The organism is Homoserinibacter gongjuensis, assembly GCF_030161875.1.
Classification (GTDB): Bacteria; Actinomycetota; Actinomycetes; order Actinomycetales; family Microbacteriaceae; genus Homoserinibacter; species Homoserinibacter gongjuensis.
The window spans coordinates 1990094-2011976 of sequence record NZ_BSVA01000001.1; the positions used below are offsets into that span (position 1 = coordinate 1990094).

A 21883-nucleotide genomic window follows, 5' to 3' on the forward strand; every position below is an offset into this window, starting at 1 on the left:
AGGACGGGTGCGCGCACGGCGCGTGGGCGCAGGCCCAGCGCTATGTGCTCGCGTGCGCGGGAGCCGACGCGCTCGTGCAGGACATCGACCAGCCGACCGCCGGCAATCGCCTCGAGTTCCGGGTGAACCGCTCGATCGTCGTGCTCAACGATCTCGACAACGGCAACGTCTGGCTGCCGGCCGACGACATGCGCCTCGTCGACAACTGGGACGACGTGACGCCGCCCGAGGAGCAGGAGACCGAGGAGGAGGGCGACGACAAGTCGGCCCTGCAGTCGTTCGAAGACACCCTGGCCGAGCGCACCGACGAGAACCGCCCGCCGACCGCGGTCGACGACGAGTTCGGCGTGCGCCCGGGCCGCACCACGATCATCTCGGTGCTCGACAACGACACCGACCCCGACGGCGACGTGCTCATCGTGGCCGACCACGGCGAGGTCGCCGAGAGCACCGGGCGACTCGACTACATCGACGGCAACCGCGCCCTGCAGTTCACCCCCGCCGAGGGCTTCGTCGGCACCGTGCAGTTCGACTACACGGTCGACGACGGTCGAGGGGTCGCGCGAGTGCGCACGTCGTGGCGCGCGTGGTGTCGGATGCCGTGGGGCAGCCACCGATCGAGTTGCGGCGTTCCGCGGTCAGCGTCGAGCTGAACCAGACCATCGACTACAACGTGCTCGCCAACTGGCGCGACCTCGACGGCGACGACCTGTTCCTGGTGGGCGCCGCCCCGACCTCGGGCGACCTCGTGCGGTTCACCCCCGACGGGGCCATCACCTTCACGCACCAGACCTCCGAGCTCGGCGAGAAGGAGGTGCAGTTCCAGGTCACCGACGGCACGGGCGATCCCGTGACGGGAACGCTCGTGGTCGACGTCAAACCCGCCGGGTCGCTCGATCCGGTCGGCACGCCCGACTTCGCCACCGCGTTCGTGGGCGAGCAGGTCACGATCTCGCCGCTCGCCAACGACCTGTCGCCCAACGGCTCGCCGCTGCACATCACGGGCATCGAGGATCCGGGCAGCGGCACGGTCGCGAGCCTCGACACCGACGACGACACGGTGCGGTTCCAGGCGGATGCGGCGGGCGTCCACTACTTCACCTACACACTGCAGGCGGGACCCACCGACAGCGTGGGCATCATCCGCGTCGACGTGCGGGAGGTGCCCGCGGATCTCGCGCTGCCGCCCATCGCCGTCAAGGACACCGCCTACCTGCGCCCCGACCAGCCGACCACGGTGTCGGTGCTCTCGAACGACGTGAGCCCGACCGGGCGCATCCTCGCCGTGCAGTCGGTGAACGTGCCCGCCGAGGTGCAGGCCAAGGGTGTCGTGGTCGAGCTGCTCGAGGCGACGCTCATCCGGGTGACCGCCCCGCAGGCGCTCACGAGCCAGGTGGGCTTCAGCTACACGATCTCCGACGGGCTCAACACGGCAACTGCGGGCGTCACGATCGTGCCGGTTCCGGCGCTCACCAAGCACCAGCCGCCGATCGCCGTCGACGATCAGGCCACCGTGCGCGCGGGCGACATCGTGACCGTGCATGTGCTGGACAACGACACGCACCCCGACGATTCGCGGATGTTCCTGGCCGACGAGCTCGTCACGCAGCCCGCGGACGGCATCGCCTTCGTGGGCGGCGACACCGTGCGCTTCCAGGCGCCCCGAACGCCGGGGCAGTACACCGCCTCCTACCGCGTGCTCGACCCCTATGGTGAGAGCGCCGCCGCGACGGTGACGTTCACCGTGACGCCCGAGGACGAGGAGGGCAACCGCGACCCCGACCCGCGCACCGTGACGGCGCGCGTGCTGGCGGGTGGCACCATCCGCGTCGACCTGCCGCTCGACGGGGTCGATCCCGACGGCGACTCGGTGTACCTGCTGCGCCTGCCCACCGGTCCGACCCTCGGCACGATCGCCGAGCAGGGCGACGACTTCCTCGAGTACACGGCCGCCGAGGGGTGTCGGGCACCGACGAGTTCAGCTACCAGGTGTACGACGCGTACGGCGCGACCGGTACGGCGACCGTGCGCATCGCCGTCATCCCGCCCCCGGATCAGCTCATGAACCCCAACCCGGTGCCCGACAGCATCTCGGTGCGCCCGGGGCGGATCGCGCAGGTCGACCTGACGGCGAACGACTCCGACCCGCAGGGCTCGCCGATCAAGGTCGCCGACGAGCTCATCGACGTGCCCGACGGCGTCGAGGCCGAGGTCGTCGATGGGCGCTACCTCGTGCTCACGGCGCCGAACGAGGAGGGCGCCTTCTCGCTGCGCTACACCCTCGAGAACGAGTTGGGTGGCTCGGCGAAGAGCTACGTGCAGGTGCAGGTGACCCCGGATGCGCCGCTGCTGCCCCCGAGCGCCACCGATCTCACCCTGACGCTCAAGCAGATCGCGGGCAAGAAGAACGTCACGGTCGACATCTTCGACGGCTACGCCTTCAACCCGGCAGGCACCAACGCCGAGCTCGAGGTGAGCCTCGAGGGGCCCAATGCGGACGCCGCCGCGCTCGTGGAGGCGCAGCACGGCAAGATCGTCGTGACGCCGGGGAGCGCCGCCAGGCGATCGCCTACCGGGTCACGAACGTCGACGACGAGCTCGCCGCGACCGCCTTCATCGTCGTGCCGCCCGCCGTCGACGACTCCTACGACGACCCGCCCTTCATCGACCCGAACCTGCCGATCCAGTACGTGTCGATGAACGAGTCGCGGGAGTGGAAGCTCTCCGACCTCATCAAGGTGCCCTCCGGCCGTGCGGCCTGGATCCCGGATGCCTCGAGCGTCAGCTCGATTCAGAGCGACGGTACCTCGAACTACGTCGACAAGGACACCATCCGCTTCCAGGGCGCGCTCGACTACCGCGGGCCGGCATCCGTGAGCTTCACCGTGACGGATGGGGCGTCGAAGGACGACCCGAAGGGCAACACGGTTCCCCTCACCTTGCGCATCGTGGTGGGCGACCCGGAGTTCCGCGACACCCCGCCGACGTTCACGACCCCGAGTCTCCAGGTCGAGGTGGGCGAGCAGACGACCTTCGATCTGCGCTCGGCGACGGGCCACCCGAACCCGACGATCCTGCAGCAGGTCGGCTACTCCGAGCTGACGGGGACGAGCACGCGGCTGACGGGCGCCATCGACGGCTCCACCCTGACCATCTCGACGCCGCGCAACACCCCCAAGGGAACGACCTTCACCCTCGGTGTGACGTTGCGCTGGGATAAGTTCACGGTGCCGGGCACGATCGAGGTGACCGTCGTGGGGTCGACGAGACCCCCGCCCTGGCCGTGGCCGACAGCTACGAGACGCAGCGCGGAGACGGCGCCGTCGTGGCGAGCCCGCTCGTGAACGACTCCAATCCGTACGCCGCGACGGGGGAGCCGCTCACGATCGTCGGCGCCACGGTGCAGAACACCGGGGAGCCTGCCGGCGTCACCTTCACCGCGGACACCGTACGCGTCACGCCCAACCCGGCGCTCAAGTCGGGCACGATCGTCGTGGTCTACACGATCCAGGACGCCACCGAAGATCCCGATCGCGAGGTGAGCGGCACGATCACGGTCGTCGTGAGCGATGTGCCCGACGCGCCGCAGAAGCCCACGGTGCCCGCGCAGGGCGACGAGGGCACCGTGCAGCTCGGCTTCCAGGCGCCCGCCTCGAACGGCAAGGAGATCACCGCCTACGAGGTGCGCTCGAACCCCTCGGTCGCGACGCCGGCGAACTGCGCGCCGCCGTCGTGCCTCATCACGGGCCTGACCAACGGCACGAGCTACCAGTTCTCGGTGCGCGCGATCAACGAGCACGGGCCCGGTGCCTGGTCGGTCTGGTCGAACGCGGTGATCCCCTACGGCACGCCGGGTACCCCGTCGAGCGTTGCGCTCGCCTACGGCGATCAGTGGACGGGATCCAGCGACAGCGGAGCCCTGAACGGCAGCTGGAGCAGCGTGAACGCCAACGGCGGGTCGGTGACCTTCCACTGGCAGCTGCTGCGCGGAGGAGCGCGGTCTCGGGCAAGTCGGGCACCACCACCGGAACGACGACGGGCGCGATCTCGGGTCTCGGCGCGGGGTCGTACACGCTGAGCGTCTACGCGGTGAACTCGGGTGGCAAGCAGGGAGCCGCGGGAACCTCGGCGGCGAGGAGCATCACGGCACAGGGCACCCCAGGCCGGCCCTCGGTGTCGGCGACCGTGAACTCCGCGTATGCGCCGAACGGTCGGATCACCTGGAGTTGGGGTGCGGTCACGGCGTCGCCCGGCGGTTCGGCGAACATCAGCTACCGGGTGAGCACCAACGGCGGCTCGAACTGGACGAATGTCGGCACCGACCTCAGCTACAGCCGCTCGGGTCTCGGGGCGGGCAGCCACTCGCTCGTCGTGCAGGCGGTCAACAAGTCGGGCGCGGGCCCCTCCTCGGCCGCCTCGAGCGCGACGATCCAGCCGCAGCCGAGGAACCCGAGTGTCGAGATCGTCGGCACGAGCTCGACGACCTACACGTGCTCGAACGGCAACTACGCGTGCAAGAAGATCGCCGTGCACTTCACCGACACCGGCGGCACCTACAACGTGGCGATCCAGGTCGAGGGTGGCGGCACCTCCAACACCACCTCGATGCCCGGATCGGGAACGCACCTCACGCAGTCGTTCCAGGCCTCCACGGGGGCAAGTCGGTGCGCGTCGTGGCGAGCGGCGGCAGCGACGGCACGCTGTACTCGCGCTGGTACAGCTCGAGCGAGTGGGACAGCTTCCGCAACAACGGTCCGTTCTACTGAGCCGCGCCGCGAGCACCGCTACGACCATGACCCCGGCGACAACGAAGAGAAATTGAGGAACATGCCCGTCACGCAGGAGCAGGCGACCTGGTTCGCCGACGCCTTCCAGAAGCTCATCGCCAACGTCGACAAGGCGATCGTCGGCAAGGACCAAGTGATCAAGCTCGTGCTGACCGCGCTCGTCTCCGACGGGCACGTGCTGCTGGAGGACTTCCCCGGCACCGGCAAGACGGTGCTGGCCAAGTCGCTCGCCAACACGCTCGACGGCTCGACGAGCCGCATCCAGTTCACGCCCGACCTGCTGCCGTCGGACGTCACGGGGGTGCAGATCTACGATCAGTCGAAGGGCCGGTTCCAGTTCCACCCGGGACCGATCTTCGCCTCGATCGTGCTCGCCGACGAGATCAACCGTGCGTCGCCCAAGACCCAGTCGGCGCTGCTCGAGGTCATGGAGGAGGGCATCGTCACGGTCGATGGCGAGGGCCACGCGGTCGGCGCGCCGTTCCTCGTGATCGCCACCCAGAACCCCGTGGAGCAGGCCGGTACCTACAAGCTCCCCGAGGCGCAGCTCGACCGCTTCCTCATCAAGACGAGCCTCGGCTACCCGGATGCCAAGACGGCCGTCGGTCTGCTCATGGACTCCTCGACGCGCGCGCGTGCCTCGCTCGTCTCGCCCATCATCAAGCCCGAGTCGATCGTGGCCATGTCGGCGCTCGCCTCGGAGGTGCACGTCGACGAGGCCGTCATGCAGTACCTCTCCGACATCGTGGATGCCACACGCTCGCACCGGGACGTCGCGCTCGGGGTGAGCATGCGCGGTGCCATGGCGCTCGCCCGCGCCGTGAAGACCTGGGCGATCGCCGCGGGCCGCACCTACGTCATCCCCGACGACGTGCGCGAGCTCGCCGTGCCCGTGCTCGCCCACCGGCTCGTGATCGACCCGGAGTCGGACTTCGCCGGGGTCAAGGCCGAGGACGTCGTCTCGCGCATCCTGCTCGACATCGAACCGCCCGCCTACCGCGCCGCCTGAGCATGACGGCAGCCCCTCTCGAGAACGCATCCGCGCTCGCGCGGCCCTCGGCGTGCGCCTGCGCCGGTTCGCGCTCGGGTCGGGCCGTGTGCTCGCGATCGTCGGCCGCGCGATCTGGCGGATCGCCGGGCCCGTGCTGCGCGTCGTGACCCCGGTCGGCTGGGTCGTGATCGGCCTCGCGGTGCTCGCGCTCGGGCTGAGCGCGATCTTCGCGTGGCAGGAGTTCACCTTCCTCGGCTTCGTGCTGCTGGCTGCCGTGCTGGTCGCCGCGTTCTTCCTCATCGGGCGCTCGAGCTACGGCGTCTTCGTCGAGCTGAATCCTCGCCGCGTCGTCGTGGGAGACCGCGCCATGGGGCGCATGGTCGTCACCAACACGGGCGCCCGCAAGCTGCCGCCCACGCGGATGGAGCTTCCGGTCGGGCGCGGCGTCGCGGAGTTCCAGCTGCCCACCATGGCACCCAAGCAGGAGCAGGAGGAGCTCTTCCAGGTGCCGACCAACCGCCGTGCGGTGATCGTGGCGGGGCCTGCCGAGTCGATCCGCGGCGACCAGCTGGGGCTGCTGCGCCGCGCGGTGAAGTGGGCCGACCCCGTCGACCTGTTCGTGCATCCGAAGACAGTGCGCCTCGTCTCGAGCGCGGCCGGCCTGGTGCGCGACCTCGAGGGCCAGGTCTCGAACAAGATCACCAACAACGACCTCGCCTTCCACGCGCTGCGTCCATATGTGCCCGGCGACGACCGCCGCTATGTGCATTGGCGCACCTCGGCGCGTATCGGCCAGCTCATGGTGCGGCAGTTCCAGGAGACCCGACGGTCGCAGATCATCGTGGTGGTGCCGACGGCCGCGCGCTACTACGCCGACGAGCAGGAGTTCGAGCTCGCGGTGTCGGTGGGCGCCTCGATCGCCGCCCAGGTGATCCGCGATGGCACCCAACTCGACGTCGTGAGCGAGCGAGGCGGCTGGCGCACCCGCACGGTCACCTCGATGCTCGACTCGTCGTGTCGACTCGAGTACGGCGACACCGGGGGTTCTCCTCGTTGCGTGAGCTCGTGCGCGAGCGCACGCGGCGGCTCGCCACCCCGAGCGTGGTCGTGACGGTCGGAGGGTCGGCGATGTCGGCGGGCGACATCCGCACCGTGCAGACGGTCTTCGGGCCCGACACCGGCCACATCGGGGTGCTCATCGAAGCGGGGGCGCAAGCACGCCTCGGCAAGGTGGGCGGCACGCTCGTGTTCACCGTGGGTCGGCTCGACGACCTGCCCGCGCTCTTCCAGGGGCTCGCCTCGTGACCGCGCCGGTTCAGGATGCCGCGGTCGCGCCCGCCGCAGCGGCTCGCCGCGGTCTCGCGCTGCCCTCCGGCCGCACCTGGGTCGACGTCGTCGTGCTGCTCGTGCTCGCGACGCTCGGCGTGCTGGGCTTCGCGCCGTCGTACGGCGGCTACAGCTTCCTGCTCGCCGGGCTCGGCGGGCTCGCGCTGGGGGCCGTGACCGGCATCCTGACCTCGATGCTGCGCTTCGGCGGACTGCTGACCCTCGCGGCGGCGATCGTCGGCTACTTCGCGCTCGGCCCGGCGCTCGCCGTGCCCAGCCAGTCGATCTGGGGCGTCGTGCCCACCCTGCAATCGCTCGCGAGCCTCGCGATCGGCACGGTGTTCGGCTGGGCCGACCTGCTGACCCTCTCGACCCCGGTGGGGGCGCCCGCCTACATCGCGGTCGTGCCCTTCGCCGCGAGCTGGCTCGTGGCGCTCGTCTCGACGGTGCTCGCGACGCGGTGGCTCGCCGCGCGGCCGCGCACCGCGTGGCGGTTCGCGATCGCCGTCGTGCCCGCCTTCGCGCTCTACCTCACCGGCATCCTCGTGGGCACCTCCGAGGCCTACCAGGCCGGCATCCGCGGCGCGGTCTTCGCGGTGCTCGTGCTCGTCTGGCTCGGCTGGCGTCGTCCGGTCGGGGGTGAGGCGGCGACGGCGATCGGGTCGCTCCGCACGCGCAAGATCGTCGGCACAGTGCTCGTCGTGGCCGTCGCGGTCGTCGCGGGAGGCGGCGCCGGGTTCTGGTTCTCGCCCGCGAAGGATCAGCGTTTCGTGCTGCGCGACGAGATCGAGCCGCCGTTCGATCCGCTCGACTACCCGAGCCCCCTCGCCGGCTTCCGGCACTTCACCAAGCAGGTCACCGACGACGACCTCTTCACCGCGACGGGCCTGCAGCCGGGCGACCGCATCCGCATGGCCACCCTCGACTCCTACACGGGCAAGCTGTGGAACGTGACGGGCGCGGATGCCTCCACGGGCGGTTCCGGTTCGTACGAGCTCGTGGGGCGCAACCTGCCCGCCGCGCCGCTCGTCACCCCGGTGCCGCACGACGAGGTCGCGATCACGATCTCGGGCTACCGCGACGTGTGGGTGCCGGGCGTCGGCTACCCCCGCGACTTCGCCCTCACCGGCGGACCGTCGGCGGGCCTCTCCGACGAGCTGCGCTACAACGCGGCCACCGGCAGCATGGTGCTCACGACGGGTCTGCGAGAGGGCGACAGCTATGTCGTCGACGCGGTCACCCAGGAGCAGCCGAGCGCCGACGCGCTCGCCGAGGTGCCGATCGCGGCCGTCGAGCTGCCGCCCGTGCAGAGCGTTCCGGATGTCGTGACGGCGAAGGCGCAGGAATGGGCGGGCACCGCGACCTCGCCCGCCGCGCAGCTGGAGGCGATCCGCCAGGCGATCGTGACGCAGGGCTACCTGAGCCACGGCCGCGCCTCGGACTCGGCGCCCTCGCGCGCGGGCCACGGGGCCGACCGCATGAGCGAGCTGCTCGAGCGGCCGCAGATGGTGGGCGACGAGGAGCAGTACGCCTCGCTCTTCGCGCTCATGGCGCGCAGCCTCGGCTATCCGGCGCGCGTCGTCATGGGCTTCGCCCCCGAGGTCGTCGACGCGGGCTCGCCCGTCACCGTGACCGGGGATGACGTCACGGCCTGGGTCGAGGTGGCCTTCGACGGCGTGGGCTGGGTGAGCTTCGATCCCACGCCGGACGAGACCGACATCCCGCAAGACCAGGTGCCGAAGCCGCAGAGCGAGCCACAGCCGCAGGTGCGACAGCCGCCGCGCTCCGACAAGGAGCCCGAGGACCTGCTCACGCCCGTCGAGCTCGAGCAGCAGGACGACGACGAAGACGACCTGCCCTTCGCGCTGCCCGGCTGGGTGTACGGCATCGCGGGGGTCTGCTCGGCCTCGCGGCGCTCGTCTTCGTGCCGCTGCTCGTGATCGCCGCTGTGAAGTCGCACCGCATGCGCAAGCGCCGCCGGGGCACGACCGCCGACCAGGCGGCCGGTGCCTGGGAGGAACTCGCCGACCGGTACTCCGAGCTCGGCTACCACGTGCCGCCGAAGCTCACCCGGCCGCTGCTCGCGACCCGACTCGAGCAGCAGTTCCCGGCGACCGAGCAGCAGGCGCCGCCGCGACTGCGGGTGCTCGCCACCTCCACCGACGAGCTCGTCTTCTCGGGTCGCGAACCCGCGCCCGACGAGGCGGAGTCCGTGTGGGCCGACGCCCTCGGCGCCGTCGAGGTGGCACGCAGCTCCGCCGACGGGCGCACGCGCCTGCTGAGCCGCTACCGCGTGCGGTCGGCACGCGACCTCGCGGCGCGCCTGACCGCATCCGGCACCACCACGACCACTGGCAGCACCACCACTGGCACCACCACCGCCCCGCGAAGGAGCGACAGTTGAAACTCAAGCTCACCCTGCAGCGCCACTCGGGACCCGAGGCCGACATCGTCGTCACCGCGGATGCCGGAGCCACGGTCGGCGACGTCGCCGCGGGCATCCGCGGTCGTGACCCGTACCTCGCGAAGCTCGGTGCGGGAACCGGGGGACCTGTCACCCTGACCGTCACGGATGCCGGCGGCACCGCGCCGCGCGTGCTCGACACCGACTTCGCCATCGCCGAAGCCGGTATCGGCTCGGGCGCCTCGATCGCGATCGTGCCCGAGGGGGCGGCCGCGGCACCGGTCGCCGCGGGCCCGGCGGCGCGCCTTGTGGTGGTCGAGGGTCCGGATGCCGGCACCGAGTTCCCGCTCGCGATCGGCACGGTGTTCATCGGTCGCGACGCCTCGATGAGCGACCTGACGCTCAGCGACCCGCTCGTCTCGAAGCGGCACGCGCGCGTCGACGTGTTCAGCTCGACGATCCGTTTCGTCGACCTCAACTCGGCCAACGGCCTCGAGGTCGACGGCGGCGTCGTCACCCGCGTCGACCTGGAGGACGGCGACACCCTGCGGCTCGGCGACACCGTCGTGCGCGCGGCGATCGCGGCGCCCACCGTGGCGGCATCCGATGGTCCGCCGCCCGGACCGATCGCGTTCAACCGGTCGCCGCGGGTCGAGACGCGCTACCCGGGCACGGAGTACGAGGCGCCCGCGCCGCCCGTCGAGCAGGATGCCCAGCCGTTCCCGTGGATCTCCCTGGTGGCGCCGGTCCTCGTGGGCGGGACCATGTTCCTGCTGTTCCCCGCCCGCGGTGCGCAGATGCTCGTGTTCGTGGCTGCGGCACCGCTGCTCATGATCGGCACCTGGCTCACCGCACGCGCGACGCGCAAGCGCAAGCGCAAGCTCGACATCGAGCGTTTCGACGCCCGCGCCGCCGAGCTCGAGAAGACGCTCGCCGAGGAGGCCGAGAAGGAGCGCGCCATCCGCCGAGCCGAGAGCCCCTCGACAGCCGAGGTGTACCAGCAGGCGATCGAGCTGGGGCCGCTGCTCTGGACGCGACGCCCCGAGCACTGGCAGTTCCTCTCGGTGAACCTCGGCCTCGGCACGATGGAGTCGCGCAACCGGGTCACGAGCACGAAAGAAGACACGGGGCTTCCCGAGTACGCCGCGCGCATCAAGCAGACCCAGGACGCCTTCCGCTACGTCTCCGACGTGCCGGTCACCGAGAACCTCTACTTCTCGGGCGCCCTCGGCATCGCCGGCCCCCAGCCGCTCGCGGCGGATGCGGCGCGCGGCGTGCTCGTGCAGCTCACGGGCCTGCACTCGCCCGCCGAGCTCGTCGTGGCGGCCGTCGTCTCGAGCACCTGGACGAACGAGTTCGAGTGGCTTAAGTGGCTGCCGCACACGGCTTCCCCGCACAGCCCGCTCGAGGCCGTGCACCTCGCCAACAGCCAGGCGACCGGCGGTGCGCTGCTCTCGGCGATCGAGGAGCTCATCGCCGCGCGCGCCAAGGATCAGGAACTGCGCGGCGCCAAGATGCTCGAGAACTCGGCGCTCGTCGCGGGTGCCGCGGTCGGCGACGGCGCCGACGACGTCGCGCCCCCGCCCGCCGCGACTCCCGCCGTCGTGCTTCTCATCTCTGACGACGCACCCGTCGACCGGGCCCGCCTCGTGCAGGTGGCGGAACGCGCGGCCGACGCGGGCATCTACCCGATCTGGGTCTCGGCGACGCAGCAGCAGCTGCCGGCCGTCGCCCGCACCTATCTCGCGGTCGACTCCGAGGGCGCACGCGTCGGCCTCGTGCGCCTCGGCGACGCCATCACCGATGTGCGTCCCGAGCCGGTGAGCCGCGAGCAGGCCCTGTGGTTCGCCAAGCGCCTCGCACCCGTGACGGATGCCGGAGCCCTCGTCGAGGACTCCAGCGACCTGCCGCGCTCGATCATGATGCTCTCGCTCATCGGCCCCTCGCTCGCGACGAGCCCGTCGGCCGCGGTCGGCCGCTGGCGCGAGAACGACTCGATCCACGATCGCTCCGGCGGCCCTCTCGTGCGGCGTCGCGCGGGGAAGCTGCGCGCGATCGTCGGATCGGCGGGGGTCGACGCCATGCACCTCGACCTGCGCACCCAGGGACCGCACGCGCTCGTGGGCGGCACCACGGGATCCGGCAAGTCCGAGTTCCTACAGGCCTGGGTGCTCGGCATGGCGGCCGAGTACAGTCCCGACCGCGTCACCTTCCTCTTCGTCGACTACAAGGGCGGCTCGGCCTTCGCCGACTGCGTCAACCTGCCGCACTGCGTGGGGCTCGTCACCGACCTCAGCCCGCACCTCGTGCGCCGCGCGCTCACCTCGCTGCGCGCCGAGCTGCACTACCGCGAGCACCTCTTCAACCGCAAGAAGGCCAAGGACCTGCTCGACCTCGAGAAGCGCGGCGACCCGGATGCGCCTCCCGCACTCGTGCTCGTGATCGACGAGTTCGCGGCGCTCGCGGGCGAGGTGCCCGAGTTCGTCGACGGCGTCGTCGACATCGCCCAGCGCGGGCGTTCGCTCGGCATCCACCTCATCATGGCCACCCAGCGCCCCGCGGGCGTCATCAAAGACAACCTGCGCGCCAACACGAACCTGCGGATCGCGCTGCGCATGGCCGACGAGTCGGACTCGATGGATGTCGTGGGCGACAAGATCGCCGGCACCTTCGATCCGTCGATCCCGGGTCGCGGCATCGCGAAGACCGGCCCCGGGCGCCTGACCCCGTTCCAGTCGGCCTACGCGGGCGGCTGGACGAACGACACGCCCGCCCCGCCGAGCGTCGAGGTCGCCGAACTGCGCTTCGGCGCCGAGCACCAGTGGGAGCTTCCCGGCCGGGACGAGGCCGAGAGCGCCGAAACCCAGGCGGACCCCGGCCCCACCGACCAGGCGCGTCTCGTCGCGAACCTCATCGCGGCGGCGGGCGAGGCCCGCATCCCGGCCCCCGGCGCCCGTGGCTCGACGAGCTCGCGCCGGTGTTCGACCTCACCCGGCTGCACCAGCGCACCGATGCCGAGCTCGTGCTCGGTGTCGTCGACCTGCCGCAGCTGCAGAAGCAGCAGGAGGTCGTGTTCCGCCCGGATGTCGACGGCAACATCGCCTATTACGGCGCGGGCGGCGCCGGCAAGACCGTCGCCCTGCGCACCCTCGCCGCGGCCGCGGGCATCACCCCGCGCGGCGGCCCCGTCGACGTGTACGGGCTCGATTTCGGCACCGGGGCCTGCGGATGCTCGAGGCGCTTCCGCATGTCGGCTCGATCGTGTCGGGGGATGATCCCGAGCGCGTCGTGCGCCTGCTGCGCATGCTGCGCGGTGAGCTCGAGCGACGCAGCGAGGACTACACGGCCGCCGACGCCGGCTCGATCGTCGACTACCGCCGCATCGCGGGCAAGCCCGACGAGCGCCGCATCCTGCTGCTCGTCGACAACTTCCCGTCGTTCAAGAACGACTTCGAGATCGGCGCCACCCGAGCCCCTGGTATGGCGTCTTCCAGCAGATGCTCGCCGAGGGGCGCGGGCTCGGCATGCACGTCGCGATCACGGCCGACCGCCCGGGCAGCGTGCCCACCGGCATCTCCTCGGCGTTCCAGCGTCGCGTCGCGCTGCGACTCGCCGACGAGGGCGGCTACCTGCTGCTCGACGCGCCCGCCGACATCCTCTCGCCGTCGTCGCCTCCCGGACGCGCCGTGATCGACGGCGCCGAGGCGCAGCTCGCGATCGTGGGCGGTGACCCCGGCGTCGCCGAGCAGGCGAAGGCGCTCGGCGCGCTGGCCGAGGCGATCGCCCGCACCGGGCGCGCCCCGGCCGCCGGGGTCGGCACGCTCGGCACCGAGATCCCGCCCGCATCGCTGCCCGCCGACGTCGGCGGCCTGCCCGTGCTCGGCGTCTCGGACGACACGCTCGCCCCCGTCGGCTTCGAGCCCTCGGGCGCGATGGTGCTCTCGGGGCCGCCCGCCTCGGGCCGCACCAACGCGCTGCGCTGGCTCATCGCATCCGTGGAACGCGCGCACCCGAAGGTGACGCGCTACTACTTCGGGTCGCCGCGCTCGGTGATCGGCCAGCTGCCCGGCTGGGAGGCCACCGCGCTCACGGTCGAGGATGCCGGATCGCTTGCCAAGGAGGTCGCCGCCACGATCGCCGAGACAGGGGCGGGCGAGAAGATCCTCGTGGTGATCGAGCAGATCGGCGACTTCCTCTCGACCTCGGCCGACTCGGCGCTCGTCGAGATGATCAAGGCCGCGAAGCGCAGCGACCACCTGCTGATCGCCGAGAACGAGAGCGGCGGCTGGGGCTCGTCGTGGCCGCTGCTGCAGGAGGTCAAGGCCGCACGCACGGGCTTCCTGCTGCAGCCGGAGTCGATGGAGGGCGACACGATCCTCAAGACCTCGCTGCCGCGGGTATCGCGTGCCGACTTCCCGCCCGGACGCGGGTTCTTCATCGCCCGCGGCAAGTCGATGCGGGTGCAGCTGCCGCTCGTCGAGTAGGGCACGGGGAGCGGTCATGGGGAGTCTTCCCCATCGACCCTTCCTCGACAACTCAATACAGTCGAAGACACAGGCCCCGCGCCTCGCGGGAATCATCAAAAGGAGCATCATGGCCAACCTCAACGTCACCTACGACGACCTCCGCGACGCCGCCCGCCGCCTCCAGGTCGGCAAGGACGACCTGCACACCAAGCTGACCGACCTCTCGAACCTGATCCACGAGCTCACCGCGAACGGCTTCCAGGCCGAGCAGTCCTCTGCCGCCTACCGTGACTCGTTCGAGCAGTTCCGCACCGGCACCTCGCAGGCCATCGACGGCCTCGACGGCCTCGCCAACTTCCTCGTCTCCGCTGCCGACGCGCTGCAGCAGACCGACGAGGGTCTCGCCAACGCCATCCGCGGCTAGTCCGCGTCCTGCGGCCGGCCTCCCGCCACCACGGGGGCCGGCCGCACGGCATCCCACCACCGACAACCCAGGAGACGAGCCATGTCCGGCGGCGAGCAGATGAAGGTCGACTACGACCGACTCAGCGAACTTCAGCACAACCTCAACACGGCGCTCACCGTCATGAATCACGACGTCGAGTCCGCCTGGGACCTCCAGCAGGTGGTCGGAGACGCGCGGCTCGGGCGTGCCGCGCGTGACTTCAGCGACTCATGGGACAAGCACCGCGTCGACATCCGCGATCGGCTGCAGTGGCTCCATGACTCGATCAAGAACATCAGCGAGCAGCTCGTGCAGGTCGACACCGACCTCGCGAACGGGCTGACCACTCCGCCCTCCGGTTCCGGTGGCGGCGGACGAGCACCTCAGGCGGTCTGACCATGTGCTACCTCTGCGACGACGTCGTTCCCGGGCGACTCGACGGGGATCCGGCTCGCGTGCGAGCTCACGCCCGCGCGTTCGACGACACGGCGGAAGCCCTCCGCGACGCCGCGCGCGAGCTGCGCAACCTCGCCAACGAGGGCGTGACGATCAGCCTCGCGATCGACGAGGTGCGCGACAAGGCCGAGGAGTCGCACAGCGAGGCGACCAAGGTGGCCACCCGCTACGCGGGCGCGGGCAGCACCCTCGGCACCTACGCCGACGCCTTGGCCGACGCCCAGTCGCGAGCCGACTCGGCGCGCACGCAGATCGACTCGAACAACAGCAACGGGCGCTACTGGCGTCACCGTCGCCGCGACCTCGAGCAGGAGCGGTGGACTCGCGGATCCGACCCCGAGTTCCTCGAGGACCTCGCCGAGGCCACGCGGCGCGCGGCCCAGTACGACACCTGGTTCGCGGGCTACCTCTCGAGCTATCAGCAGGCCGTCGAGGACTTCGAGACCGCGGTGAACAACGCGATCTCGGGCCTCTCTGCGGCAGCGGAGGCGGCCGGGCTCAACGACGGCTTCTTCGAGGGCATCGTCGGGGACTTCCAGGTGGCCTGGGAGACGATCTCGAAGTATCTCGGGCCCGTGATCGAGGCGCTGCGCGACGTGCTCGAGGTGCTCAAGAAGATCGTCGACATCCTGGCGCTCATCGTCACGATCGCCGCGATCTTCTTCCCCGCCCTCGCGCCGATCGCCCTCGCGCTGACGGCTATCTCGGCGATTCTCGGCGTTGCGATCTTCGCCTGCTCGCTCGCCCTCTTCGCCATGGGACGCGAAAGCCTCGGCCGCGTGCTCGCCGACGGCATCATGGCCGTCGTGGGCGTCGTGACCGCCAAACTCGGCGGCTCGGGCACCCTGGGCAGCATGATCACCGACGGCGTCTCCGCCCTGCGCGCTCCGGCCGCGTTGTTCGTGACGCGCGGCACGATGCTCAATCTCGGTCTCACTGTCGGTGGCGAAGCGGTCGAGCGGTATGGCCAGGCCGTCACCCAGGTGGCGGTCGACGGCATCAAGTCGGGAACGCTCAGCGCGAACGCCACGCCCTTCGCCTTCGTCATCGGTGAGGGCCTCGACTTCCAGCTCGGCACGGGGAGCCCCGCGTGGGGCGAGCAGCCGTCGCCGGCGTGGGACATGAGCGGTGCCGACGGGCTCGACATGATGCCGGGCCTGATGGACAGCCCCAGCCTCGGTATGGCCAGTCCGATCGCCGGTATGTTCGACGTGAGCGAGTCGTGGAACTCGATGATCGACAACTTCGGGGAGGTTGGCGACACGTGGAGCCAGATGTATGCGGTACCCGCCACATGAGCGGGGCAACCGGATGACGGCGTCGCCCAAGCTGCCCGCGAGCGTGCTCGACCAGATCACCTCCGGCGTGATGGCTCACCTCGAGTTCCATTCCGGGTACATCGCGGCACCCAGCGGCTACCAGTTCCAGCTGCCCGAGGGACGCCTGCTCACGCTCAATGACTATCCCCTGAAGCGCACCCGCGCCCTCTACTTCTACGGCTATGCACCCATTCGTACGTATCGGAAAGTGTCGGCCGTCCTGGCGCGCCCGCGCGGCATGGGCGTCGACGGGCCGTGGTTCGCCGGCTGGACGGATCGGAAGCTGCGCCGGGCGTTCAAGGTCGTGCGCTACGCGGTCGGGTTCTCCTATGGCGGAGCTCTCGGCGGCGGCGACGTCGACCGCGTTCCCGCGATGATCCTTCTCGATCCCACCACGCCACCGGAGCGGCTCTCCGAGTTGCCCACGGGCCATCGGCTGATCGGCGGGGGCGAGGAGTGAGGGTGCGTCGCGGCGAACGGAGCGACACGTGACCGACAACATCCGAGATGACCAGCTGCAGGTCGAGCTCGGCGGCAACTGGTTCGCGCTTCCGGCGGCCGATGAGCCGATCGACCCCGCGCTCGACGAATTGCTCGCGAGCTTCGAGCCGCTCGAGGGGAGCCTCGGAGGCAGCTGCGCGGCGGTCTCGGCATCGTGACCCGGCTTGCCCATTCGCTGGCGCCCGGCTCGCGCACGAGCTACGCGCTCGTATTGAGCCCGGACTCCGGACGCGTGCAGGCGCTGTTGAGCATCCGTCTCAGCCGCGTGACCCCCGACGCCTACGCCAACTACCTCGCGGCGGCGCGGGCGTATGCGGGAGACGCGCGCATCGAGGTCGTCAACCGCGTCGTCGAGGAGGTGCGGCTGCCTGCCGGGCCCGGCATCCTCAGCCGCGACTTCACGCTGCCGATCGAGCGCGAGGGCGTGCCCGCCCCGGCGCTCGAGCGCTGCTTCCTCGCCGTGTTCCCCGAGGGCTACGAGACCGCAGCCGAGTTCACGCTGCTGACCCAGAACCTCGCCCTCTTCGACGACGCGGGCAGCTACCTGCTGGCCATCGCCGCCGGAGAGCGGCCGATCATCCCCGGCCACGAGGACGCATCGTGAGCGAGCAGAGCACGCCCCGTTTCGCGCTCCCGGGCAAGTGGGGGCGCATCAATCTCCGCTCCGAGGCGAGCATCCAGCGCTCGATCCGCCGGGTGCTCGACGAGGTGACGCGGCGCCGCGACGATCTGGTCGAGCCGCGCGCCGAACTGCGCCGGCGCTTCCAGAAGGCGGCCGAGATCGCGAAGGAGGGCGGCGCGACCGACTTCTACGTCGCGTTCCAACTCGTGCCCACGATCCCCCTGCCCGCCTGGGTGGCCGTGTTCACGCCCGAGATCGAGTCCACCGACTTCGATTCGCTGGGCCTCGGGGAGCTCACCCAGTTCCTCGATCGCGGCATGGGGTCGTGGGGAGACACGGATGCGACGGTGCGGCCCGCGACGACCGGTCCCGATGGCGAGATTCACGCGGTGCGGCACTCCTGGCGCCGGGTCGCCGAGGTGGTCGAGGGGAGGTCGAGCAGCGTTTCGAGTTCGTCGAGGCCGACTACTGGCTCGCCGCGCGCGACCCGAACCGCATGGCCCTGCTCACCTTCTCGACGGCCCTCGCCGAGTACGAGGAGGAGATGCTCGCGCTCTTCGACGCGGTCGTGTCGACCATCCGCTGGCCCGCGCCGAGCAGCACCCACGTGGGCTGAGCCCACCACCACCGCCACCACGACAGGGGAGTCATGAGCGATCTGCGTTTCGAGCTCGACGCGTTGCGTGACGCGAGCGGTCGCATCGAGCGCGTCTCGGGGCGCCTCGACGGCGCCGGTGACGACAGCCGCCACCTGCCGGATGCCGCCGGGCACGACGCGCTCCGCGGGGCGCTCTCCGACTTCCGCGACAAGTGGTCGGTGCACCGCGAGGACCTGCTCGACGAGCTGCAGTTCCTGCGCGACTCGCTCACGGCGATCGCCGACACCTTCGATGAGCTCGACTCCGATCTCGCGGATCGGGCGCGGCACTTCCTCGAGATCGCCAACGAGACACCGGGGGCCTGAACCATGCGCCAGACGATTCCCGGCGACGCTGCGGTGCTCCGCTCCGGGTCGAACTCCATCGAACGCACCGGAGAGCTCGTGCTCGAGCTCGCCGTCGAACTCGAACGCATCGCCGCCGATGACGGCTCGATCGGGGATGCCGCCGACACCATTCGCGGTCGCACGCGCGAAGCGGCCGGCACCCTGCGCCGGGCCGAACCGCGCTACACGACCACGGCGGGAGCCGTGCAGGAGTTCGCCGTGACCCTCGCCGACGTGCAGAGCGCGCACCGCGACGCCGTGAGCCGCCATGACGACGCGCGCAGCAAGGTCGTCTACTACCAGCACGAGATCGCCGAGATCGACGCGCGGCGCCTGCGCATGATGATGTCGCTGCCCGACCCCGAAGAGGAGGCCGATCTCGCCCGGCGGCGTGCCTACCTCGCGGCCGAGCTCGGCACCGCGCAGAACCACTTCCACTCCGCCGAGGCGGCGGCGCTCGAGGCCGAACGACGCTGGGACGAGGCCGCACGTGCGGCGGCCGATCGCATCCATCCCGCGCTCGAGGCGCTCAACGACTCGTTCCTCGAGAAGGTCGGGGCGGCCCTCGACGACATCGGTGCGTTCCTCGTGGCGGTGGGCGAGTGGGTCGTGAAGATCCTCGACACCATCATCACGACCGTGCTGCTGATCGTGATGGTCGTCGTGGCGATCGTCGTGGTGCTGTCGTTCGTGTTGAGCGTGTTCGGGCTCTATCTGCTGTTCCTGCTCGCAACGGGCACGACCCTCGACGAGATCGTCGAGATCCTGGTCGGCATCGTGCTCGTGGTGGTGCCGATCCTGACGAGCGTCGTGGCGCTGCTCATGCTGCGCGAGATGCTCACACCCACGCCGACGCCGGTGCCCGTGGGGCCGGGCGGCGGCCGACTCGTCGACCGGGGCGAGAAGGTGCCGTACGAGTACCTCTTCGACAACAACGGGTCGCTCGACAAGCAGGGCGGCACCGACGAGACGATCGTCGAGATCGTGCAGGTGATGAATCCGGATGGCACCCCCGCGGTCGACGAGAACGGCAACCCGATCTGGCGCGTCACGCTTCCGAGCACGCAGGACTGGCAGCTGCCGGGCCTCAGCGAGGGCATCGGCGACCACGGCGGCGTCAACGATCTGGGATCCAACCTCGCGCTCATCCTGACCCCCGAGCAGCAGGCGGCCTACGAGCGGGCGGTGCTCCTCGCGATGACGCAGGCGGGCATCGGCCCGCAGGATTCGGTGATGCTCGTCGGATGGAGCCAGGGCGGCATCGTGGCGGGGGCCATCGCATCCGACCCGAACTCGGGCTTCACAGTGCGCGCGATCGCGGTCGCCGGCTCGCCCATCGATCACATGCCGATCCCCGACAGCGTCTCGGTGCTCGCGTTCCAGCACGACGGCGATCACGTTCCGCGCCTGGACGGCACCCGGCCCGTCGATCGCGACAACTGGACGACCGTGCAGCAGGCGGCGACCGGCAGCGGCTATCCGCACGCCTCGGACAAGTACGCCGACACGGCGCGCGCCGCGACGACCGGAACGGTCGACCCCGATGTGCAGCGCATCATCGATCGGCAGGAGATGTTCTTCTCACCCACCGAGATCGCGCGTCAGTACTCCATCGAAGAAACGGACACGGCCCTCCTGTGAACACCGATCGCATCGTCGCCGCGACCGCGGCGCTGCTCGCCACGCCGCTCCTGCTGTCGGGGTGCACGGCGTCTCCCGTGGGCGACTTCCGCAGCCAGGTGGCGCCGGCCGTGATCGCGGCCGATTCCAACATCCGCGACACCCAACTGTCGTTCTCGACGGGACCGGCAGGGGTGGGCTTCTGGCTGCGCATCTACGTCGACGACGCCTCCGACGATGCCGTGGCGCGCTCGCTCGTCGCGGCGCTCGACGCGGCCTACTCCGCCTCGCCCTCGCTGCCCACGAGCATCCAGCTGGACGTCGCGCGCGCTCCGAAGCCCGACGATGTCGAACTCGCCCTCGGTGACATCCCGATCTCGGCCGCCGCCGAGGCAGCCGGGCTCTCGTCGTATCGGCTCAACAACTCCATCGAGTTGGGCTCTGCCGACCTCGAGCAGCGCTACGGGCCCTGGGGCGTCGAGGGGTGACGACGCTCGAGGCGCTGCCGTCGATGCGGTTCCGGCTGCCGGGCGACTGGTGGGCTGTCGACCTCCACGATCGGGATGCGGCGGTCGCCTCCGCCCATCGGCTCGCGCGGCACCGGATCGGCGCGCAGGACGACCGCGTGCTCGTGCGTCAGCGTGTGACGCGCGAGCTGACCGAGGCGATCGACGCCGCCATCCGCGCGGGTGGGCAGAGCATGTTCATCGCGGTGAACATCCTCGACGGGATCCCACTGCCGATCTCCTTCGCCGTCTACCTGCCGGAGACCGGCATGACGCCCGCCATCGGCACCGACGCCGACCGGGTGCTCGACATCCTCGAGCGGGGCATCACGCAGGTCGCCAGCACCGGGCACGCCGACCCCGGCGACCCGGCCGACCGCATCCGCGTCGAGCTCTCCGAGACGAAGGCGACCCGCCTGCACCGGGTGCGCACGATCGACGTCGGATCGGGTGCCGACACGGGCACGATGGAGACGCTCGTCGTGGACTACTGGACCGCGGTACCCGGCACCAAGCGCGTCATGCTCGTGAGCTTCTCGACCTCGATGGCCGAGCTGCAGCAGCAGCTGCTGCAGTTCTTCGACGCGATCATGCGCGCGGCGCGGTGGGAGCATCCGGGGGAGCTGGCCGACTGATCGCTCCGCTACTCTCGTGACGAACGGATGCTCGGGCGGGAGGCGACGATGGCGGACAGCGACGACGAGGGCTTCATCACCCTGCCGCCGGGCATCTTCGACACGAGCACGCTCAAGGCGATGCCGAAGCCCGAGCGCCCGCGCCGCGAGGCCGACGACATCGTCTTCGTGCCGGTGGCGCCCGGGATGCCGGTGCCCCCGTCGAGGACGCGCCGGCCGACGTGATCTCGGTGCCCGAAGCACCGCCCACCCCACCCGTCGCTGCGCCCGCCCCTGCGGTGCCGGAAGCCGCGCCGGCCTCGCCCGGCACGCCGGCCCCGGCGCCGGCAGCCCGCGCTGCGTGGACCCTCGTGCTGGCCGACGGCTCCGAGGTGCCGGTGCGCGGTGTGCTGCTGCTCGGCCGCAATCCCGCGCCGTTCGCCGCCTGGCCGGATGCCCAGCTGCTCGCCGTCGCCGACACCACGCAATCGGTCTCGAAGACCCATGCCGCCTTCGAGGTCGACGATTCGGGCCTGTGGGTGCACGACCTCAACTCCACGAACGGGGTGTGGGTCGTGCGGGGCGAGGACGTCACCGAGGTCGCGCCCGGCCGCCGCGTCAACGTGCGCAGCGGCTCGACGATCGAACTCGGCGACTACGTGCTGAGCGCCCGCGGCTGAGGGCCGCGACGGCGACCTCCGGCACGCGGTGATATCCTCAGGGGATGCTCGCCCGGCGCCTTCTCCTTCGTCGCCGCGACGAGGCCTAGCCCCGGTCTCCCTCGTCGCGGAGTCCTCCCATCCCCGGATGGCACGGTGGCCGACCCACTTCGTTGAAGGAA

At 70.8% G+C, this 21883-nt stretch carries 25 protein-coding genes; all 25 read left to right on the forward strand.

Annotation, left to right across the window (positions count from 1 at the left end; all coding sequences use genetic code 11):
* The first annotated feature begins 188 nt into the window (after positions 1–188).
* The 25 genes from QQK29_RS10765 to QQK29_RS10885 all read left to right on the forward strand — a co-directional run bounded on the left by QQK29_RS10765 (position 189) and on the right by QQK29_RS10885 (position 21722).
* Positions 189–653 carry an Ig-like domain-containing protein gene (locus QQK29_RS10765; protein ID WP_284301953.1) on the forward strand — a complete coding sequence of 155 codons (465 nt, stop codon included), beginning with the start codon at positions 189–191 and terminating at the stop codon, positions 651–653.
* Positions 578–2065 (forward strand): Ig-like domain-containing protein, encoded by a 1488-nt coding sequence (locus QQK29_RS10770; protein ID WP_284300191.1) that lies wholly within the window; start codon positions 578–580, stop codon positions 2063–2065. The genes QQK29_RS10765 and QQK29_RS10770 overlap by 76 nt, the downstream gene beginning before the upstream one ends.
* Complete coding sequence (locus QQK29_RS10775) at positions 1960–2700, forward strand: Ig-like domain-containing protein (protein ID WP_284300193.1); 741 nt, start codon at positions 1960–1962, stop codon at positions 2698–2700. The genes QQK29_RS10770 and QQK29_RS10775 overlap by 106 nt, the downstream gene beginning before the upstream one ends.
* Positions 2622–3344 (forward strand): hypothetical protein, encoded by a 723-nt coding sequence (locus QQK29_RS10780; RefSeq protein ID WP_284300196.1) that lies wholly within the window; start codon positions 2622–2624, stop codon positions 3342–3344. Before QQK29_RS10775 ends, QQK29_RS10780 begins: the two co-directional genes overlap by 79 nt.
* On the forward strand, positions 3284–4078 hold the full coding sequence (locus QQK29_RS10785) for a fibronectin type III domain-containing protein (protein ID WP_284300198.1): 795 nt from the start codon (positions 3284–3286) through the stop codon (positions 4076–4078). Before QQK29_RS10780 ends, QQK29_RS10785 begins: the two co-directional genes overlap by 61 nt.
* Positions 4079–4827: 749 nt before the next feature.
* Positions 4828–5796 carry an AAA family ATPase gene (locus tag QQK29_RS10790; protein WP_284301955.1) on the forward strand — a complete coding sequence of 323 codons (969 nt, stop codon included), beginning with the start codon at positions 4828–4830 and terminating at the stop codon, positions 5794–5796.
* Between the two features lie 52 nt (positions 5797–5848).
* A complete protein-coding gene (locus tag QQK29_RS10795; RefSeq protein ID WP_284300200.1) occupies positions 5849–6889 on the forward strand; it encodes a DUF58 domain-containing protein in 1041 nt (346 codons plus the stop codon).
* Positions 6844–7083, forward strand: a complete 240-nt coding sequence (locus tag QQK29_RS10800) for a hypothetical protein (protein WP_284300202.1) — start codon at positions 6844–6846, stop codon at positions 7081–7083. Before QQK29_RS10795 ends, QQK29_RS10800 begins: the two co-directional genes overlap by 46 nt.
* A complete protein-coding gene (locus QQK29_RS10805; protein ID WP_284300204.1) occupies positions 7080–9044 on the forward strand; it encodes a transglutaminase-like domain-containing protein in 1965 nt (654 codons plus the stop codon). Before QQK29_RS10800 ends, QQK29_RS10805 begins: the two co-directional genes overlap by 4 nt.
* Positions 9029–9508, forward strand: a complete 480-nt coding sequence (locus QQK29_RS10810; protein ID WP_284300206.1) for a hypothetical protein — start codon at positions 9029–9031, stop codon at positions 9506–9508. Before QQK29_RS10805 ends, QQK29_RS10810 begins: the two co-directional genes overlap by 16 nt.
* Positions 9505–12783 carry a type VII secretion EssC family protein gene (locus QQK29_RS10815; protein WP_284300208.1) on the forward strand — a complete coding sequence of 1093 codons (3279 nt, stop codon included), beginning with the start codon at positions 9505–9507 and terminating at the stop codon, positions 12781–12783. Before QQK29_RS10810 ends, QQK29_RS10815 begins: the two co-directional genes overlap by 4 nt.
* A 285-nt stretch (positions 12784–13068) precedes the next feature.
* Entirely contained in the window at positions 13069–13992 is a 924-nt protein-coding gene (locus QQK29_RS10820; protein ID WP_284300211.1) for a hypothetical protein, read from the forward strand.
* A 109-nt stretch (positions 13993–14101) separates the two neighbouring features.
* A complete protein-coding gene (locus QQK29_RS10825; protein ID WP_284300214.1) occupies positions 14102–14398 on the forward strand; it encodes a WXG100 family type VII secretion target in 297 nt (98 codons plus the stop codon).
* 81 nt (positions 14399–14479) lie between these two features.
* The gene (locus QQK29_RS10830) at positions 14480–14815 is read left to right on the forward strand and encodes a hypothetical protein (protein ID WP_284300216.1); all 336 of its coding nucleotides are present in this window, start codon (positions 14480–14482) and stop codon (positions 14813–14815) included.
* 2 nt (positions 14816–14817) lie between these two features.
* Entirely contained in the window at positions 14818–16173 is a 1356-nt protein-coding gene (locus QQK29_RS10835) for a hypothetical protein (RefSeq protein ID WP_284300218.1), read from the forward strand.
* A gap of 13 nt (positions 16174–16186) precedes the next feature.
* Entirely contained in the window at positions 16187–16654 is a 468-nt protein-coding gene (locus tag QQK29_RS10840) for a hypothetical protein (protein WP_284300220.1), read from the forward strand.
* Positions 16655–16682: 28 nt separating this feature from the next.
* Positions 16683–16853, forward strand: a complete 171-nt coding sequence (locus QQK29_RS10845) for a hypothetical protein (protein ID WP_284300222.1) — start codon at positions 16683–16685, stop codon at positions 16851–16853.
* Positions 16850–17299: a hypothetical protein gene (locus QQK29_RS10850; RefSeq protein WP_284300224.1), complete on the forward strand. Its 450-nt coding sequence runs from the start codon at positions 16850–16852 to the stop codon at positions 17297–17299. The genes QQK29_RS10845 and QQK29_RS10850 overlap by 4 nt, the downstream gene beginning before the upstream one ends.
* Positions 17296–17970: a hypothetical protein gene (locus QQK29_RS10855; protein WP_284300226.1), complete on the forward strand. Its 675-nt coding sequence runs from the start codon at positions 17296–17298 to the stop codon at positions 17968–17970. Before QQK29_RS10850 ends, QQK29_RS10855 begins: the two co-directional genes overlap by 4 nt.
* On the forward strand, positions 17967–18281 hold the full coding sequence (locus QQK29_RS10860) for a hypothetical protein (protein ID WP_284300227.1): 315 nt from the start codon (positions 17967–17969) through the stop codon (positions 18279–18281). The genes QQK29_RS10855 and QQK29_RS10860 overlap by 4 nt, the downstream gene beginning before the upstream one ends.
* A 3-nt stretch (positions 18282–18284) precedes the next feature.
* On the forward strand, positions 18285–19943 hold the full coding sequence (locus QQK29_RS10865; protein ID WP_284300230.1) for a PGAP1-like alpha/beta domain-containing protein: 1659 nt from the start codon (positions 18285–18287) through the stop codon (positions 19941–19943).
* The gene (locus QQK29_RS10870) at positions 19940–20410 is read left to right on the forward strand and encodes a hypothetical protein (RefSeq protein ID WP_284300232.1); all 471 of its coding nucleotides are present in this window, start codon (positions 19940–19942) and stop codon (positions 20408–20410) included. Before QQK29_RS10865 ends, QQK29_RS10870 begins: the two co-directional genes overlap by 4 nt.
* Entirely contained in the window at positions 20407–21063 is a 657-nt protein-coding gene (locus QQK29_RS10875) for a hypothetical protein (RefSeq protein WP_284300234.1), read from the forward strand. Before QQK29_RS10870 ends, QQK29_RS10875 begins: the two co-directional genes overlap by 4 nt.
* A 48-nt stretch (positions 21064–21111) precedes the next feature.
* Positions 21112–21288, forward strand: a complete 177-nt coding sequence (locus tag QQK29_RS10880) for a hypothetical protein (protein WP_284300236.1) — start codon at positions 21112–21114, stop codon at positions 21286–21288.
* Positions 21289–21293: 5 nt separating this feature from the next.
* Positions 21294–21722: an FHA domain-containing protein gene (locus tag QQK29_RS10885; RefSeq protein ID WP_284300238.1), complete on the forward strand. Its 429-nt coding sequence runs from the start codon at positions 21294–21296 to the stop codon at positions 21720–21722.
* Positions 21723–21883: the final 161 nt, after the last annotated feature.

Bases quoted from the DNA above. Each gene is read 5' to 3' on its own strand.
- QQK29_RS10765 (WP_284301953.1), top strand. From the start codon at position 189: ATGCGCCTCGTCGACAACTGGGACGACGTGACGCCGCCCGAGGAGCAG.
- QQK29_RS10860 (WP_284300227.1), top strand. From the start codon at position 17,967: ATGAGCGATCTGCGTTTCGAGCTCGACGCGTTGCGTGACGCGAGCGGT.
- QQK29_RS10880 (WP_284300236.1), top strand. From the start codon at position 21,112: ATGGCGGACAGCGACGACGAGGGCTTCATCACCCTGCCGCCGGGCATC.
- QQK29_RS10825 (WP_284300214.1), top strand. From the start codon at position 14,102: ATGGCCAACCTCAACGTCACCTACGACGACCTCCGCGACGCCGCCCGC.
- QQK29_RS10865 (WP_284300230.1), top strand. From the start codon at position 18,285: ATGCGCCAGACGATTCCCGGCGACGCTGCGGTGCTCCGCTCCGGGTCG.
- QQK29_RS10830 (WP_284300216.1), top strand. From the start codon at position 14,480: ATGTCCGGCGGCGAGCAGATGAAGGTCGACTACGACCGACTCAGCGAA.
- QQK29_RS10790 (WP_284301955.1), top strand. From the start codon at position 4,828: ATGCCCGTCACGCAGGAGCAGGCGACCTGGTTCGCCGACGCCTTCCAG.
- QQK29_RS10835 (WP_284300218.1), top strand. From the start codon at position 14,818: ATGTGCTACCTCTGCGACGACGTCGTTCCCGGGCGACTCGACGGGGAT.
- QQK29_RS10840 (WP_284300220.1), top strand. From the start codon at position 16,187: ATGACGGCGTCGCCCAAGCTGCCCGCGAGCGTGCTCGACCAGATCACC.